The organism is Sphaerisporangium sp. NBC_01403 (assembly GCF_045040145.1).
GTDB lineage: Bacteria > Actinomycetota > Actinomycetes > Streptosporangiales > Streptosporangiaceae > Sphaerisporangium > Sphaerisporangium viridialbum.
In genome coordinates this window covers 2,942,404-2,957,919 of record NZ_CP109534.1, presented here as the reverse complement: position 1 = coordinate 2,957,919, position 15,516 = coordinate 2,942,404, and the positions used below count along the sequence as shown (strand labels likewise).

At 67.9% G+C, this 15,516-nt stretch carries 18 protein-coding genes and 1 pseudogene; 8 read left to right on the top strand and 11 right to left on the bottom strand.

The features are described 5' to 3' along the window. Positions 1-4: 4 nt before the first annotated feature. The gene (locus tag OG589_RS13370; RefSeq protein ID WP_405149061.1) at positions 5-367 is read right to left on the bottom strand and encodes a hypothetical protein; all 363 of its coding nucleotides are present in this window, start codon (positions 365-367) and stop codon (positions 5-7) included. A 170-nt stretch (positions 368-537) separates the two neighbouring features. Here OG589_RS13370 and OG589_RS13365 point away from each other — a divergent pair, with 170 nt between their 5' ends. Beyond that, positions 538-1,224, top strand: a complete 687-nt coding sequence (locus tag OG589_RS13365; protein ID WP_405149059.1) for a peptidoglycan-binding protein — start codon at positions 538-540, stop codon at positions 1,222-1,224. Between the two features lie 54 nt (positions 1,225-1,278). Here the strand turns inward: OG589_RS13365 and OG589_RS13360 are convergent, their stop codons facing one another. Beyond that, a complete protein-coding gene (locus OG589_RS13360) occupies positions 1,279-3,375 on the bottom strand; it encodes a sigma-70 family RNA polymerase sigma factor (RefSeq protein ID WP_405152039.1) in 2,097 nt (698 codons plus the stop codon). Between the two features lie 360 nt (positions 3,376-3,735). Then, entirely contained in the window at positions 3,736-4,404 is a 669-nt protein-coding gene (locus tag OG589_RS13355; RefSeq protein ID WP_405149058.1) for an RICIN domain-containing protein, read from the bottom strand. A 296-nt stretch (positions 4,405-4,700) separates the two neighbouring features. On the opposite strand from OG589_RS13355, the gene OG589_RS13350 reads away from it, so the two are divergent. Beyond that, positions 4,701-5,003, top strand: coding sequence for a LysR family transcriptional regulator (locus tag OG589_RS13350; protein ID WP_405149056.1), 303 nt, complete (start codon positions 4,701-4,703; stop codon positions 5,001-5,003). Between the two features lie 320 nt (positions 5,004-5,323). On the opposite strand, the gene OG589_RS13345 is transcribed toward OG589_RS13350, so the two are convergent. From OG589_RS13345 to OG589_RS13335, 3 genes are all read right to left on the bottom strand, one after another. After that, complete coding sequence (locus OG589_RS13345) at positions 5,324-5,557, bottom strand: calcium-binding protein (RefSeq protein ID WP_405152038.1); 234 nt, start codon at positions 5,555-5,557, stop codon at positions 5,324-5,326. 651 nt (positions 5,558-6,208) lie between these two features. Beyond that, positions 6,209-7,444: a glycosyltransferase gene (locus tag OG589_RS13340; RefSeq protein ID WP_405149054.1), complete on the bottom strand. Its 1,236-nt coding sequence runs from the start codon at positions 7,442-7,444 to the stop codon at positions 6,209-6,211. Beyond that, entirely contained in the window at positions 7,441-8,064 is a 624-nt protein-coding gene (locus tag OG589_RS13335; protein WP_405149052.1) for a TetR/AcrR family transcriptional regulator, read from the bottom strand. Before OG589_RS13335 ends, OG589_RS13340 begins: the two co-directional genes overlap by 4 nt. 74 nt (positions 8,065-8,138) lie before the next feature. Here OG589_RS13335 and OG589_RS13330 point away from each other — a divergent pair, with 74 nt between their 5' ends. From OG589_RS13330 to OG589_RS13315, 4 genes are all read left to right on the top strand, one after another. Next, a complete protein-coding gene (locus OG589_RS13330) occupies positions 8,139-8,582 on the top strand; it encodes a hypothetical protein (protein WP_405149051.1) in 444 nt (147 codons plus the stop codon). Continuing rightward, complete coding sequence (locus tag OG589_RS13325; RefSeq protein WP_405149050.1) at positions 8,582-8,890, top strand: hypothetical protein; 309 nt, start codon at positions 8,582-8,584, stop codon at positions 8,888-8,890. The genes OG589_RS13330 and OG589_RS13325 overlap by 1 nt, the downstream gene beginning before the upstream one ends. Positions 8,891-9,118: 228 nt before the next feature. Continuing rightward, the gene (locus tag OG589_RS13320; RefSeq protein ID WP_405152037.1) at positions 9,119-9,493 is read left to right on the top strand and encodes a VOC family protein; all 375 of its coding nucleotides are present in this window, start codon (positions 9,119-9,121) and stop codon (positions 9,491-9,493) included. 174 nt (positions 9,494-9,667) lie between these two features. After that, entirely contained in the window at positions 9,668-10,207 is a 540-nt protein-coding gene (locus OG589_RS13315; RefSeq protein ID WP_405149048.1) for a DUF1062 domain-containing protein, read from the top strand. A gap of 148 nt (positions 10,208-10,355) precedes the next feature. Here the strand turns inward: OG589_RS13315 and OG589_RS13310 are convergent, their stop codons facing one another. After that, entirely contained in the window at positions 10,356-10,817 is a 462-nt protein-coding gene (locus OG589_RS13310) for a helix-turn-helix domain-containing protein (protein ID WP_405149047.1), read from the bottom strand. A gap of 52 nt (positions 10,818-10,869) precedes the next feature. Here OG589_RS13310 and map point away from each other — a divergent pair, with 52 nt between their 5' ends. Next, positions 10,870-11,637: a type I methionyl aminopeptidase gene (gene map / locus OG589_RS13305; protein WP_405149045.1), complete on the top strand. Its 768-nt coding sequence runs from the start codon at positions 10,870-10,872 to the stop codon at positions 11,635-11,637. A 161-nt stretch (positions 11,638-11,798) separates the two neighbouring features. On the opposite strand, the gene OG589_RS13300 is transcribed toward map, so the two are convergent. Beyond that, positions 11,799-11,924: a hypothetical protein gene (locus tag OG589_RS13300; RefSeq protein WP_405149044.1), complete on the bottom strand. Its 126-nt coding sequence runs from the start codon at positions 11,922-11,924 to the stop codon at positions 11,799-11,801. Here OG589_RS13300 and OG589_RS13295 point away from each other — a divergent pair. After that, positions 11,917-12,214, top strand: a pseudogene (locus OG589_RS13295) (zinc-binding dehydrogenase); the annotation flags it as partial. The gene OG589_RS13300 and the pseudogene OG589_RS13295 sit on opposite strands and share 8 nt — an antisense overlap. A gap of 85 nt (positions 12,215-12,299) precedes the next feature. On the opposite strand, the gene OG589_RS13290 reads toward OG589_RS13295, so the two are convergent. The 3 genes from OG589_RS13290 to OG589_RS13280 all read right to left on the bottom strand — a co-directional run bounded on the left by OG589_RS13290 (position 12,300) and on the right by OG589_RS13280 (position 15,482). Further along, positions 12,300-14,597: an ATP-binding protein gene (locus OG589_RS13290; RefSeq protein WP_405149042.1), complete on the bottom strand. Its 2,298-nt coding sequence runs from the start codon at positions 14,595-14,597 to the stop codon at positions 12,300-12,302. 33 nt (positions 14,598-14,630) lie between these two features. Beyond that, positions 14,631-14,816 carry a hypothetical protein gene (locus OG589_RS13285; protein ID WP_405149040.1) on the bottom strand — a complete coding sequence of 62 codons (186 nt, stop codon included), beginning with the start codon at positions 14,814-14,816 and terminating at the stop codon, positions 14,631-14,633. Positions 14,817-15,095: 279 nt separating this feature from the next. Next, positions 15,096-15,482 carry a Tn3 family transposase gene (locus OG589_RS13280; protein ID WP_405149038.1) on the bottom strand — a complete coding sequence of 129 codons (387 nt, stop codon included), beginning with the start codon at positions 15,480-15,482 and terminating at the stop codon, positions 15,096-15,098. Positions 15,483-15,516: the final 34 nt, after the last annotated feature.

Genomic DNA, 15,516 nt, shown 5'->3' with positions numbered 1-15,516 from the left:
CAGCTCATGGACGCCATCGTCTGGACCGAGCTCGTCGATGCAGCTGGTGCAGCGACCAGCCGGCCCCGTGCGGGTCGAGCGCGGCGGAGGCCTGCTTGAACAGGTACTCGGCGCGCGGATAGGACAACCGGCCACGTCCGGTGGCCGAACAGACGTCGGCCGCTGCGGGGGCGCGTGGCCCGGAGACGGGAGCGCGCTGGCCGGCGAGGAACACCGGACCTGAGCTGCGTCCGCGCAGCAGGTGGGGCAGGAGCCGGGCGGTGCCGGTGGCCCAATGCACGTACTCGATCGCGCCGGTGAGATCGTTCAGCCCTAGTCCGAGGGCCATGCCGTCCATGAACGGGACCGTTCGTTGCGTGCCTGCCATGGCCATCAAGCTAAGCCTGATCACCCCTGTGCGCCCAGAGCACTCCCCTACTCAACCCCGCGAATTCTTTTCAAGATTTCTCTGTTCAGAGGGGGAGATTCGGGGGTCATCCCGCACCTATAGGCGAGTGGTGCCAGAAACGGCGCCGTGGTCGAGTCGGAGGCCTCGCCATGCGGGTGTTCGTGGTGTTCAAGTGGATAGCGGGAATCGCGCTGCTAAGCGTTTTACTCATGGGCTCGGGGCTCATTCCCGGGCCGCCGATCGCTGGGCTGAGCGACTGCCCGCCCTTGCGGGCAGGCCAGGCCGACCCGATCGACGGGAAGGACTGCGTGCGTATGCTCCAGCAGAAACTGCGCGACAGCGGCTATCCGGGCCAGCAGGTGGACGGCAAGTTCGGGCCGCTTACCAAGGCGAACGTAGTGGCCTTCCAGAAGGCCGCCGGGCTGCGGCCGGACGGCGTGGCCGGTAAGCAGACCCTTGCGGCGTTGACCCGCGGCGCCACGCCCGCGATTCCCGCCGGGCTGGACCTGGGCCCGCCGCACTGCGCGGACAACGTCTGCGATTTCTCCGTGCCCCAAGGTGCCACCCATGAGGTGGGGATCTGGCTGGCGGACCATCCCGGTCTCGCTGTGGACATGTCCATCAACCTGCTCGCAGACGGGGTGTGTGGCGCGGCCAGGATCTCGGCGATTGCCAGGTTTGGCTGCAAGAAGCTGGTGGAGAAAGAAATCAGCGATTTCATCGCAACGCTGAAGTCGGCTGCCCGGCAGAACGCCTGTGTGCGGATCTCTGTCGGCCTTCCCGGTCCCGGGAACTCGGAATTCCTCAGGTTCACCTCCGCGAAATGCCGGACCTGAGGGCATTGTCGCGCCTGCCGATCGGCCGCTCCCGAACAGGGCGGCCGATCATGGTCAGCGTGGGCCAGGCGGGGCACGTACCGTGACCTGCGTCTCCACGAAGACACCTGGCCCCTTGGCCGTGATCGTGTAGGTGCCCGAGGTGGTGAGCGGGGGCGAGTTCACCGTGAAGTCCCCGGAGCAGCAGCCGGTGCCGGGGTACCGTGGCTCGGCGTATGGAGTGAACGTGAGCGTGATCGGCGTATTCGCCGGGAAGCCCAAGCCGGTGATCGCGACGCTTTCCCCAGCAGCGCCCTCTCTGGGCGAAGTCCTCAGGACCGGTCCGACGGAGACGACCCCCATCGCGATCGTGCCCGACGTCTTCCCGGTGGCGGTGATGGGGTACTCGCCTTTGGTGACCAACCGCCCCACGGCCAGATACACGGTTCTGCTTCCGTCCGGGTTCGCCCGCACCGGCCTCGTGCGGGGGAAGGGGTCGCCTTGGATCTCGATGTCCTCATCCGGCCTGAACCCCGTCAAGGTGACGTCGTACTCCTGGCCCGGGACGAGTGTCAGTTTGGAGAACGTCATCGTGCCCGCAGGCGGCGTCGGAGTCGGCGTCGGGGTTGGCGTCGGGGTTGGCGTCGGCGTCGGCGTCGGCGTCGGGGTGGGGCTGCCCGGGATCGCGGCGGAAGGCACGACGACAACGGTGTTCGTCGCGGTGATGCGCGAACTCCGCCCGGTGGCGGTGACCTTGTACTCCTTGGCGTCGACGTCTGATCCGACGGTGAGGCGGACGACAACCCGGCCTGTCTGGTCGGCTGTCACGTCGTCGGCGGTGAAGCGGTACGGGTCGCCCTTGATGAAAATCTTCTCCCCGGGATCGAACCCGGTCAGCGTGATGGCGTAGGCCTGGCCCCGGCTGAGTCGATTCGGCGTGATCGTCAGCTCGCCTTGCTTCGGCGCCGTCGGGCGAGTGGGCTGGGCGGACTTCGTTTCCGTGCCACTGCTGGGCACAGTCGGGTCGGTGGAGGACGGGTCGGTGGAGGTCGGGTCGGTGGGGGCCGGCTCGGCGGGGCGTGTCTCGGCCGGGGCCGCGCTGTTGGGAGATCCTGACCCTGCCCACGCGTACACGCCGCCGGCCAGCAGGGCCAGGGTGAGAGCCGCGGCCAAGCCGTTGCCGAGCATCCGGTGCGACCGTCGCGGCCGGGGTGCGCGCCGGCCCGGTGCGGGAGAGGCCGCCGGCGCCGTGACGTCCTTCTCAAGGCGGGGCAGGGTTCTCGCCGGTACGCGCTGATCGGCGTACCCAAGCTCCTCCTCGGCCGAGACCCGCGCGAACTTCTCCCACATGCGTTCGGACAACGCCGGGAGGAGCAGCACCGGAATGAGACCGGGCAGGTACGGCCGGATCCTGCGTCGGCGCTCGCCCGAACAGTCGGCGCAGTTGCGCACGTGCTGGGAGACCTGGTGCCGCAGCGTGACGGGAAATGTCTTCGCGGTCCACAGGCCGTGCTCCTGGTTCCACTCCCGGATGATCTTTAAGAGACTCCGGCAGACCTCGGCGCCCCGGCCGGCCCGCCACTGGAACTGGGTGTGGTCCGCGAGCAGGAAACTGCCGAACCCATCGGTCATGACCTTCCTGACCTCGTTGCTCAACCGGCTGGCTTCGGCGGGGCTGGTCTCCAGGGCGGTCGCGAGCGCCTGGCCGCGCAATTCCTCTCGTACCGTCAACTGGTAGATCCGCCGCTGCCGTTCGGTGAGACCAGACGCCACGATGTCCAGCAAGCGCAGCACCTCCGCGCGCCGGCGCGCCTCGTCGGCCTGGTCGTGGGCCGCGCCGATCCATTCGGGGGACGCGTGCGCCTCCTTGGGCAGGTCAATCGGCGTCAGTCGCTGGTCGCGGTAGGACTCCCGCACCTTGTTGCGCGCCACCCCGTAGAGCCACGGCCCGAGCTTGCCCGATTCCGGCCCGCCGCCGCGCCCCACGGCGTCTATCATGACCAGGAACGACTCCTGCGCCGCGTCCTGGGCCCGCTCCGGATCGAGATAGGCGAGACATACTCCCAGCACGCGTTTTCCGTATCGCGCGTAAATGCGCTCGTGCGCCTCTCGCCGTGTTCTCGTGGATTTGGCCAACTCCACGAGTTCCGTGTCCGAATAGTCCCCCCGCATCGCCATCCAGTCCGCTCCTCCCTGGATTGTCAACGAGCATCCTCGCGCGTGCGTGCCGATCCCCCCGGATATCGCCAAACGCCTCTTTGCAAGCATGACGAGCAAATCCGACCTCGTCGATGAACACCGGGGGCACCCTGGCCTAGCCATCCCCGCCCTGCCCGCATCGAGTGGGGGCCCGCCGCCGGCCGGCAGTTGATCCCGGGTGTCAAGCGGACCAGAGTGTCGTCGCATCCGCGCACCCAGCTAGCGATTGCCCTGTCGCAGTAAATGCCGGATTTACTGCAGCCGAGCCTTTACCGTGATCAACGCCAGCTGCGGAGACCCGTTCCGGCCGCCGAGGTGAGGTGTACGCATTTACTACGGCCGCGCTTTCCACTGTTGCCAGGCGCCGTTGTGGCAGGACCACTGCAGGGCCTCGGCACCGTTCCCGAGGCCGCGAGACCCTTCCGCCTGGTGGATCTCGAGGCACTTGCCGCTGCGCCTGTTCTGGAACTGGAAGAAGCCGCCGCCCTTATAGATCTGCTTCCACTGTTGCTGGGCGCCGTGGTGGCAGGGCAACTGCAGGACCCCGGCACCGTTCCCGAGGCCGCGAGACCCATCCGCCTGGTTGACCTCCAGGCATTGCCCACTGAGTACTACCCTGAATGAGACGTATCGGAGATTGCCGTTCCCGTCCAACTCCTCGGCCCATAATGTCCACCGTTGGGCGCCGCTCTTGTTCAGGTTGTTTGCTTGCCACTGCTGGTCCTTGCCGCTTTGGCAATCCCACTGCTGGACCTTCGCCCCCTGGGCAACAGGAGGGCCCCAGTTGTACCTGCCGACTTCGAGACACTTGCCGCTGCGCCGGTTTTCGATTCTGATAGGGGCCGGGGCCGTTGACGTCATCGCCACAGATGGTGCCGCCGCCCAGGCGGGGCTAACCGCCGCTTCAGTGGTCGCGGCGTTCGCCGCTGTGGCTCCGGTCCCGAGCAGGAACGTCGCCGCCGTGAGGGCGCCTACGAGGCGACCTCTCATGATTGATTTCACTGACTCTCCTTCTGCTTACCGTTGATTGTCAGGCGCCGAGCGGACATGCGAGGGGATCGAAATACGGGAGGATCCTGACGAAGTCCGGATGCTAGTGAGGTGGCCAAGCCGATCATGGCCTTCCTTAACGGGTGACTTTGTTCTACGCGCATCGGCGGAGCGCGACCCCCTCCTCGTTCCAATGAGGAATCAGGTCTTGACAACTGCCGGAGACTTAAAGCAGCGACCACTGATTGATGTCCCTGACTCGGCGTCTTGGATCGGTCGCCCGGCTCATCCACCACGCAGGGGTGCGTATGGATCTGGATCTCGGTTTGGTCACTGACTTCTTGGTGCTGGTGCAGGAGCGGCACTATGGGCGTGCGGCCGTGCGGTTGCACATGACCTCATCGGCGTTGACCAAGCGCATCCAACGTCTGGAAGGACAACTCGGGGTCGCCGTCGTCGAGCGGGGCCCTGCGGGTGTGCTCGCCGTGACCTCCGCAGGCCGGCGGTTCGCGATCGCCGCCGAACCCTTGATCGCTCAGGCCCACGCGGATCCTGCTTTTGTCTGTGCTCGTGGCCGCTCGGTGTCCCCGTGTTATGGGTGTGAGCGCTAGAGGGCTAAGGGTGTGGGGGCGCCGTTCTTTTGTTTCCTGGCGGTGACGGACGGTCGGATATGTCGGAGGTATGAGGTATATCGATGGCGGCGGGTTGACTGCTCAGGAGCGGATCCGCCGGGAGCAAGTGCGGCTCCAAGCCACCGAGGGGTTCGCCGCCGGGGAGGGATTGAGAGGCGACGCGTGAGTTTCGAGTGTTCCCCACAGCGCTGAGGACAGACGCTCAGCCGCACCCTGACGTCCCGCACTCCGGCCTGCTGAAGGTCGCCTTCCACGCCTTCCAGTTCTCGGTGCGCTCGATCTGGCTTTTACGCCGGTCGCTATTCGCAGCGGGTCGTGGTGTCGGTGTCAGGGCCGCCGTTGCAGGAGTCGGTGCCGGCACCGCCGTCCAGTTGGTCGCGGCCGTTCCCGCCGTTCAGTTCGTCATCCTCCGCGTCCCCGCGCAGCTCGTCGTCGCCGGCACCGCCGTTCAGCTCGTCGGACCCGGTGCCGCCGCGCAGCTCATCGGTTCCCTTTCCGCCGGTGAGTTCGTCGGCGCCGGCATCGCCGCGCAGATCGTCGTCGCCCGCATCGCCGCGCAGGGTGTCGTCGCCGCCGTTGCCGCGGCGGCCGCATCGTGCAGGCGGTAAAAAGTAGGCGCGACCTGCTCGAGGGTGACTACATTGGCGACTCCGGGCTCCGCGGTGTAGCGGAGCTCCCCGTCCGTGAAGTCCGCGCAGATGCCGGCATCTCCTGGGGAGGCCGCCGCCGCGGCGGGAACCCCAGGACGGGAAGGAACATTATCGCGACCCGCAATCCCTTGAGCATGAATCGCGCAGGCACGGCTCGTTTCATGGATGAACCTCCCCTCACGCGTAAGGCGGCCGTCGATACGGCCGGTATGGATGCCGGGCGAGCTGGCAGAAGATGGCGCCAGGAGCCAGTCGGGTGAAGGCGTGGGGGGTCGTCATCATCAGGAGTTCCTTCTTTACACGGGTAGGGAAGGGCGGGGGTGGGGCAGTTCGAGGGGCGGGGATCACGGGGATGCCGCCACGCCATCGCGATTACGGCAGAGCACCGGAGCTTCGTGTTGGGCCGCGAATGCGGCCGCTGTGTTTAGTTCGCCGCCGAGTGGGGTGAGCCGTGTGCATTCCGCAGGTTTTCCGACCGCGCGAGTAGCTCGATCTTGCTTTCGCGTCTGATGGTGATCGATGGATAATCCTGCGTTATCGTCTCCTATCTTTGACGTGCAGTTTTTCGAACGCATCGGCGGCGATGGCGGCGTCTGCGGCAGCGCCTAGTTGTCGCCCCACCTGGGCGGCCCGCTCCCGCATGCCCATCGCCGCGTGGACGGCGTGGCGTAACCGGTGCGGGTTCAGCCGGTTGGCAGGCAGTCTGGTGCCGACGCCGGCGATCTGTACCCGGCGGGCCACTTCGGGTTGGTCCCGACCAAACGGCACGGTGCACACAGGCACACCGGCCAGCAGCGCGGCATGCACGGTGCCCATCCCACCAGGACAGACCACACAGGCTGCCCGGGGCAGCAACGTCCCGTGCGGGATGAAGCGCTCCACTCGCGCGTTGTGGGGAACATCCCCCGGTACCGTGTCGGCCCCGGCGGTGGTCACCACGACGTAGACGTCCTGGTCGGCGAACACCTGGAGAGCGGTCGTGGCCAGCACGTGGTCGGCCTGTCGTTCGGTGGAGCAGCTCACGAGGATCAGCGGCGCGGTGACCTCGGCCAGCCAGTCGGGTGGCGATGCGGGCGGCGACCATACGCCGGGGCCGACCAGCGCCACGGTCGCGGGCCAGTCCGAGCGCGGGTACTCCAACGGTTCGGCGGTGTAGACGACGGTCAGCGGTGCACGGGCGGACCACAACTCGGTCATGCTGGCGACCGCGGGCAGGCCGAGGCTGCCGCGCAGCCCGTTGAGCTCGGCCAGTACGGGTCGCCAGAACCGCTGCGAGACCAGGCCGACCGCGGCGTCGCGGAGCGTGCCCAGTAGGCCGGCTTGGGGGGCCAGCCCTAGTCCCGGTGGTGGCAGATCCCGCGACGCGATGCCGACCGGCCAGGGCGCCACCCACGCCCACGGCAGGCCGGAGGCCTCCGCGGCGGCGCCGGCACCCCAGGACAACGCGTCCACGACGACCACGTCCGGGGATTCAGCGGTCAGCGCCTCACGCAGGTCGGCGACCTCCAGTACGGCCCGGTCAAGGAACGTGCGCATCGAGAGGCGGCCGGCCGCGATCGGGTTGCGCGCCTTCCAGTCGTCCTGCTCCCGGGCGACAATCGCAGGGGCGACCGGGCCGGCGGCCACGCCGAGACCGGCCAGCAACTCGACGTGCTGCGGCTGGCACCGCACCGCCACCCGATGCCCTCGCCCGATCAGCTCTTGCCAGGTGGGGACCAGCGGGAACACGTGCCCCGTCTGAGGCGTGAGGTAAAACAGGAAACTGGTCACTGCTGGTTCTCCCTTGCTAGCACGCCTTCTACAAGGCCGCGGATGGCCTGCCCGGTCCGCGGCGAGGACAGGCCAAGGTCGTTACGCAGGACCTGCCACACCGCCAGGTCGGTAACCGTGAACAGTTGCGCGAGCAGCAGTTCACGGCCGGTGCCACGGCGCTGGGCCAGAAACGGCGCGAAGGTCTGCTCCACCCAGCGGCGGTGCTCGTCCCTGGCCATCTCCACGCCCGCGGCGATCCACGGCGAACGCTGCGCCTGGACCAGGTTGCGCAACGCCATCTGCCCCCACCGCTCGTAGTGCGCCATCAGGTTCCGCACGGCGGCGTCGATATCGCCGACCGGGGCCTCAAACCGCTGTTCGGCGATGCTGGCGGAGATCGTCTCGCCGGCCGCGCGCAGCAAGCCATCCCGGTTGCCGTAGCGACGCATCAATGTCTTGACCGACACCCCCGCCCGCTCCGCCACCCGCTCCAGGGTGATCTCGTCCAGCCAGTACTCCAAGTACAGGGCAAGGGCCGCCGCCATGATCCGCTGACCGGTCTCGGCCGCCGCCTCGGCCCGCGCGACCATCCGGTACGGGCGGGCGCCCTCCTCTTTCATGTCCACAATGATGGACATGAAATCTGGGCGGCGTCAACCCATCGTGCGGAACGGCCGCCGATCGCCGGCAGGCTGACGCGCTGCTGGCTCGCGTGCCGGGCCTGTCCGAGCGAGCCGCCGCCCACCCGGTCTTCGAGCACCGCCTGGACGAGGCGCTGACCGGCCTGTGCGCGCGCCATCCACGGGTCACCGCCGAGCCGGCGATCCAGGTGGTCACCCAGGTTGAGGCTCCCGGCCCGCTGCTGGCCGTACTGCAGCACTTGCTCGATGACCGCACCACCACCCCGGCCGACCTGGTGCGATGGTCCGGTGAACTTCCCCGCACCAGTTACGCGCTGGCCGGATGGGCTGCCGATCTGAGCACCCGCTTGGTCGACCACTACCGGGGACAAACCGATCCATCCGACCTGCCCGACCTCGCCGCCAGCCTGAAGGGTCCCAGTAGTCCTGTCGAAGAATCCAACGGATATAGCTTTGACCTGCAACGATTCGAGCGGCCTGTCGCTTGGGGTGTGAGATCGCTTACGGTGTGGTGATGAGCCAGGGCAAGCCGGAGTTCGGGTACGGCGAGGGCAGACGGCCGTTGTGGACGGTGCGTGACCGGGACACCGAGGCCGTCCGGAAGGCACTGCACAAGGCGGGGCGGCGGGAGTTCGGCCAGGGTCATGGCGGGTTCGTCGTTGAGGGTGGGGGCGAGGGGGTGCCGTTCCTGCTTGCCTGCGCCGATGACGCTGAGATCTCCGTGCAGGAGCTCGCGCAGTACGAGGCGGCGCTGATCAAGGCCCATCAGCCGCGTGAAAGGACCCCGCCGAACGTGCCGGGGCGGGGTCTTGGTGTGCATTGATGCCCTCAGGCCAGGAGGCCCAGGGTTTCGGGCGTTTCCCAGGCTGTCAGCTGCCGCTCGGGGTCGGTTTCCTCCTGCGCGCACTGGTTGATCAACTCGGCGAGGGCTTACCGGTCCTACTCGCGGGCGCGGACGGGGCCGCTGCCGCTCCCTGGTGCCCACTGCGTCGCGGCCCTGGGCCGTTTAAGGATTGGCTGCGTGCGGTTGATGCCCAGTAGGGTGCCGATCATGGCTTGTCGCATTTCTGAACTGATAATCCCTTGCCGAGATCCGCAACGGCTGGCGGCGTTCTGGTGCGAGGTGCTGGGCTTCATCGTGCTCGACACCGAGGACGAAGGCGCGGTGGAGATCGGACCACGGGAAGGGTTCGGCGGATTGCAGCCGACTCTGATCTTCAGCCCCACTACCGAGCCCAAGGCGGGCAAGCTGCGGCTGCACTTCGACGTCAACGCCACCGACCGCGACCAGGACGCCGAACTCGAACGCCTCCTGAAGCTCGGGGCGCGCCCGGCTGACGTCGGTCAGACCGGCGAGGAGCCCTGGCACGTCCTGGCCGACCCCGAAGACAACGAATTCTGCCTCCTGCGAGCCCGCCTGAGCTGAGCATCGGCCCGCATCGGCAAACGACCCCAACATGAGGACTTCGCGCGCATGACGCCGCCTGCTCTTTAGACCTGACACTTCCCTGCGCATCGGTCCGCCGACGACGCCGTCGGCGCTGTTTCCCGTGCTCTTCGTCAGGTCTTCAGAGAGATCATGTCTTCACATCCTCATATCGTGCTGCCCTGGGCGGTGCGGCGCACCCGCCTGCCTCTGCTCGCCCTCCAGTGCGTGGCCTCCCCTTCCGGCCGCGCCACCATCGGCAACGGCAGGTTCCGCGTCAACGCCAACGGCAAACTTCTCGACGTCTGGCTCCTGGTCAACTGCGTTTCCTGTGACCGGACCAGCAAGCTCACCGTCCACGATCGCGTCCCGGTCCGCTCACTGCCCGCTGATCTCCTGGACGGTTACTCGGCCAACTCGCCGTCCCTTGTCGTGGATACCCTTCTCGACCCGCTGATCGCCCGGCGCAACCGGTTCGCGCTCGATTGGGACGGGTGCTGGGAACTCCACGCACCTCCCGTTCCCGAGGATCCGTGGCCCCTCCAGATCACGGTCACCTTCGACGATCCCGTGCCAGTCCGTCCCGAACGGCTCATCGCTCATGGATTAGGCATCAGCCGCAATGAGATCGCTCACAGAGTCAAGATCGATATCCCGCTGAACCGCAGGACGAAACTGGATTTCTCATTCGTCCTGGTGTGGTCGGTTCAGTAGGTCCAGGTGTCCGGTGCGACGCTCGGCCAAGGCAGAAAAGGGCTGTGCCGTGTTCTGCCTTGGTCAGGTCGACGCGGATCCAGCTAGCTGTTGATCTTCTTCCAGGATGCTTGAGCAGCGATGTCCTTAGGTCAGGAGGCCCAGGGTTTCAGGCATTTTTCAGGCTGTCAGCTGCCGCTCGGGGTCGGTTTCCTCCTGCGCGCACTGGTTGATCGGCTCGGCGAGGGCTTGCTGTCTTACATGCCTGACTACCAAGAGTCACCCAAGATAACTGGTCATCCCGCCGGACCATCATCCTGCGGCTCTGTGCGCGCCGTCGGCCGGAGTGTTCGCGACGGCTTCGCCCGTGGCTTCGGCGGCCGTTTCGGACAGGCTGACCTGAGCCAGCAGTCCGTCGAGTGACAGTTCCAGAACCCCCGGCGACGGCGACGACCGTGAAGAAGGCCGGTGTAGGGATACGGCCCCTCTCGATCTTCCGCAGCGTCTCGGGGGAGATCCCGGCCCGGAGTGCCACGTCGGTGATGCTGCGTGAACCCCTGGCCTCGCGCAGCAGGTCGCCCAGCCGTTCCCCGCGCAGGCGGTCGGCGATCGACAACGGTTCGCGTACCATGAGCCCAATACTAATACCGGTATAGTTATCGGAATCTAGAAGGAGGCAGGAGTTGATCGAGCTCAAGACCGCTGGCGAGATCGAGATGATGCGTGAGGCCGGCCGGGTCGTCGCGGCGGTACACACGCAGGTCCGCTCGCACGCGACCGTCGGGGTGTCTCTGCGCGAGCTCGACGAGCTGGCCCGCCAGATCATGCACGAGGCCGGGGCCGGATCGTCCTTTCTCGGCTACCACCCGGCGTTCGGTGCCACTCCCTACCCTGGCGTGATCTGCACCTCGGTGAACGAGGTCATGCTGCACGGCCTGCCCACCGGCTACCGGCTCCGTGACGGCGACCTGCTGAGCATCGACTGCGGCGCCCACATCGACGGCTGGCATGCCGACGCCGCGGTCAGCTTCTGCGTCGGCCGGGCTCGCCAGGGCGACGGCGACCTGATCGCGACGGCCGAGCGCATGCTGGCCGCCGGCATCAAGCAGGCCGTGCCGGGCGCGCGGCTGGGCGATATCGGCCAGGCCATGTCCCCCATCGGCCGCGCGGCCGGTTACGGCATCCAGAACGACTTCGCCGGCCACGGCATCGGGCGGGCCATGCACGAGGACCCGTGGGTACCCAACGAGGGCCGTCGAGGGCACGGCCTGAGGCTCCGCCCCGGCATGGTCATCGCCATCGAGCCCAGCCTGATGGCCGGAGGCGGGGACGACTACGCGATGGCCGAGGACGGCTGGTCCCTGTGCAGCGGAGACGGCAGCCGCACGGTCCACGTCGAGCACTCAGTGGCCGTCACCGACGACGGACCGGTCATCCTGACCCTCCCCTAACGCCCGATGAGAGGGGGCCGGAGTTCGGTTGAGACCGGGTTCGAGGTCAGGGCCGGGCTGGGGTGAGGGCGAGTCTCACTCCGAAGGCCAGCAGGCCGTGCCGGAGGTTGCCTGGGTGGCGTGTTGAGGTCGGCCGGCCCGCCGACGTGTTCATATCGATCTCAGGTGTCGTCTTCGTCATCGTCTGAGGCGTCGGGGTCTCGCAGGTCGCGGATGGCGCCTGGGGCCAGGTCGGGCAGCAGGAAGTTGTAGGCGCCATGCACCCCGAGGTGTTTGTGCATCCTCATGGGACGCCACCGGGACCGCACCGACTCGGCCGGAAGTTCGGCGCCACGTCGTCTCCGCCCGCGGCGACGAAGGCATCGCCCAGGTCCGTGACCTCACGGGCGGTCGCGGCTCGCACGTGGTCATCGAGGCCGTCGGCCACATGCCCGCCTACGAGCAGGCAGTCGGAGTCGTCCGTGCAGGCGGCGTCATCAGCCGCGTCGGCGTCCCGCAGTACGAGGACGCGCCGATCGGCATGGGCAGCCTCTTCCGCCACAACATCCGGCTCGCCGGCGGACCGGCACCGGTCCGGATGAGGTCGGCGACCGCGGCGGGCTGTGAGACGTAGACGGCGTGGCTGCCCGCAGAAGTTCCGCGACCGGCGGGTCTTCGTATCGTCAGCGGGCAGCGGTCGCCAGGTCGTGGCAGCGGCCGCTCGCCTCGGCGTCGCCGATGGCCTCGTACACCTCGGCCGCCCGCGCATAGGAATGGCGGCTCTCGCCGGTCCGGCCCTCGTCGGCCAGCAAGGCCGCCAGCGTCTCCAGGGAGCGGGCCTGCGGGACGGGCAACTGAGCCTGCTCCATGAGGCTGATCGCCTCGGTGAGCTTGATGATCGCTTCGGTCCGGTGGCCGAGCGATCCCAGACATTCGCCGACGCGGGCAAGCGCGATTGGGCGGGTGAACGCCGCGATGCTCGGCGTAATCCCCGACCGGTCGTCGTTCAGCAGGCCCCACAAGTCGAGGTACTGCTCCAGTGCCTCGGCGTAGTGTCCGGCGTCGCGAAGGCAGGTGCCGAGGGCGCCGAGACACTGGCAGTACGCATCGATGTCGTCGTTGGCCTTGAACATCTCCGCCGCCTGGGTTTCCGACGCAGTGGCCTCATCGAGCCGTCCGAGCCTTCGAAGCGCGCCTCCCGCGTTGTGGTGGGCCCAGGCAATCTGCGCCGTGGCGCCACTGCGGGTGGCGAGGTCCATCGCCTGGGCTGTGTACCGCAGTGTGGTCTCCGGGTCGTCTCGCGGCACCAGATGGACCCAGGCCAGCAAGTTCAGCTGCGTGGCCTGCCGGGCCGGATCGCCCAGGGCGGCGGCGGCCTCGGCACCGAGGGTGAAGACCTCGTGCCAGTGCGGCGCGTGCATCCACCGGTCGGAGAACCAGTGCATCGACTCGGCGCAGTCGAGGACGACGGAGTGCTGGCCGCTGCTCGCCGCATACCGCAGTGCGCCCAGCCAGTTGTCCGCATTCACGCGGAGCCAGTGGTCGGCCTCCTCCGGGGAGGACAGGCCGGCGAGGTCGGCGTCAGGCCGGTCGGGACGGCCGTGGGCGGGTTCGAACCACCGCCCGGCGGTCGTGGCCATCCGCAGTAGCCACGACGTCATCCTGCCGGTGAGCGCGTCACGATCGGCCGCGACTTCCTCTGCGTGAAGCCGGTCGCGGGCGAACAGCCGCACAAGGTCGTGGAAACGGTAACGGCCCGACGTGCTGTCTTCCAGCAAACCGAGATCGACGAGCTCATCGAGGGCGTCCCAGGCGTCCCCGACCGAGATCCCGCCGAGCACCGCGGCGAGGGCGGCGTCGAAGTCCCGGCTGGGCACCAGGGCCAGCCGGCGGAAGACCCGCCGTGCGGATGCCGCCAGTTGGTCGTAGGACATCCCGAACGCGGTCGCGATCTTGAGGTCGCGGGCTCTGAGCTGCTCCAGGCGCCGCTCCTCGTCCGCCAACCGGCTGACGAACTCGGCGGCTGGCCAGCCGGGCCTGCTGACCAGCCGGTTCCCCACGATCCGCAAGGCCAGCGGCAGGCCCCCACAGAACTGGGCAAGCTTGCTGATCGCCGCTCCGCCGTCGGCCGACCCACGCCTTCCCAAGATCCCGGTCAGCAGCTCGGCCGCTTCCACCGGTGGCAGGGGGCCGAGGCTCAGCCGGTGCACGCCCTCCAAACCGGCCAGCAGCCGACGGCTTGTCACGAGCGCTCTGCTGGGGCCGCCACCTGGGAGGAGCGGGCGTATCTGCTCCTCCGACCCGGCGTTGTCGAGCACCACGAGAACGCGCCGATCCCGCAGCAGCGACCGATACAACGAGTCGCGCTCCAACGTGTCGTGGGGCATGTGCCGCTCGGCGGTGCCGAGCGCGCGCAGCAGTTGCGTCAGGACGTCGTCGACGGTGAGCGGCTGGACGGACATGCCGGCCAGATCGACGAAGAACACCCCGTCCGGAAAACTCGGCCGCAGCACATGGGCGGCGCGAACGGCGAAGGTGGTCTTGCCCAGACCGGCCGCGCCGGTGATGAGCACGACGCCGGCGGCTCCCGGCGCATCCCCGGCGTGCACGAAGTCGTCCGCCCAGGCCAGCTCGGCGGCGCGGCCAGTGAAGTCGTCCACCGATCGAGGCAGCTCGCGCAGACCAGAAGCACGCGTCCAGTGATCCCGCAACCGGCCCTCTCGAGCCAGGTCGATCAGCTGCTGACGGTCGTCCTCCCCCAACGAGAGCGCCTGCGCCAGCGCGGCGACGGTACGGTGCTGGGGTCCGCTGCTGCGCCCACGCTCCATGTCCGACAAGGTCCGGGCACTGACCCCGGATGCCTCAGCGAGTCGTTCCAGCGTCAGACGTGCCGCGTGCCGATGCAGGCGCAGCAGCTCCGCGAAGCTGGATGGGGCGGTGATGGGTCGCTCCTCGTCGTGTTGTGCCGCGGGCGGCTCCAAGATTGCCAGCCGGCCTGCTCCTCGCGGTGACCGCTAGAAGCGATGGGGTCCGGGGTGGTGCTCGAAGGGCAGACAGTAATCGGGGTCGTCGGGGTCTTCCTCGATCCCGGGCACGGGGTCGTCGTTGGTGGTGACCGGGCAGGACGGCAACTCCACCGGCTCCCGGGTACGGTCCTGCCAGCGGAGCCAGAAGTGCTGGTCGCCGCCCAGGATCCGCACGTGCGCCACGTGAGCGCCGGGGTGCTCGAACCGGCATCGTCTATGATCACAGCGTCGTTGTGGCTGAGGGGTACCTGGCTGAGCTGGTCGGCAAGCAGCTGCACGTGGGTGGCGAAGTGCCGGCAGGCGCCTGCCGGCACGGCCACCGGGTCGATGCTGTCCCCTTGAGGAACGCGTTGTCCCCGTAATCGGTCAGCCCGCCCCAGTGCGTGAAATCCTCGTTAGTGGCATCGACGAACGCCTTGAGCTCGTTCACGCTACCGTAGCCATTTCTGCGAATCACACACCGTCACCGTCGTCACACAGAGCTACTTCGATCTGGATGGTGCCGTACAGATCGGCGTGCGACCAGAATAGAGGACTGAGCGCGCGCCGGTCGGCGTCGGTGAGCCGATCTGCCCAGGCGGGATCTTTCAGAAGCGACTGAACCAACACGGTGTTGACGAACACCAGGGCCGATCGCAGCAGGCGTTCGCGGATCACCTCCCGAGGGGTGTTCTCCCGGGTGTCGACGGTGGAGAAGTCATCGGTGAACTGGGTGACGAAGTCGGACTCCTTGAGGAAGTCCAGCAGGTCGATGACGCCCCGGCGGGCCGCGACCCCGGCACGCAGCGCGCGCAGATTCTCCGGTGTCTTCAGTTTGCCCAGGTCCGGTACATGCCACATCGGCGCACCGCGGTGGGTCTTGACCTTCGTGCCG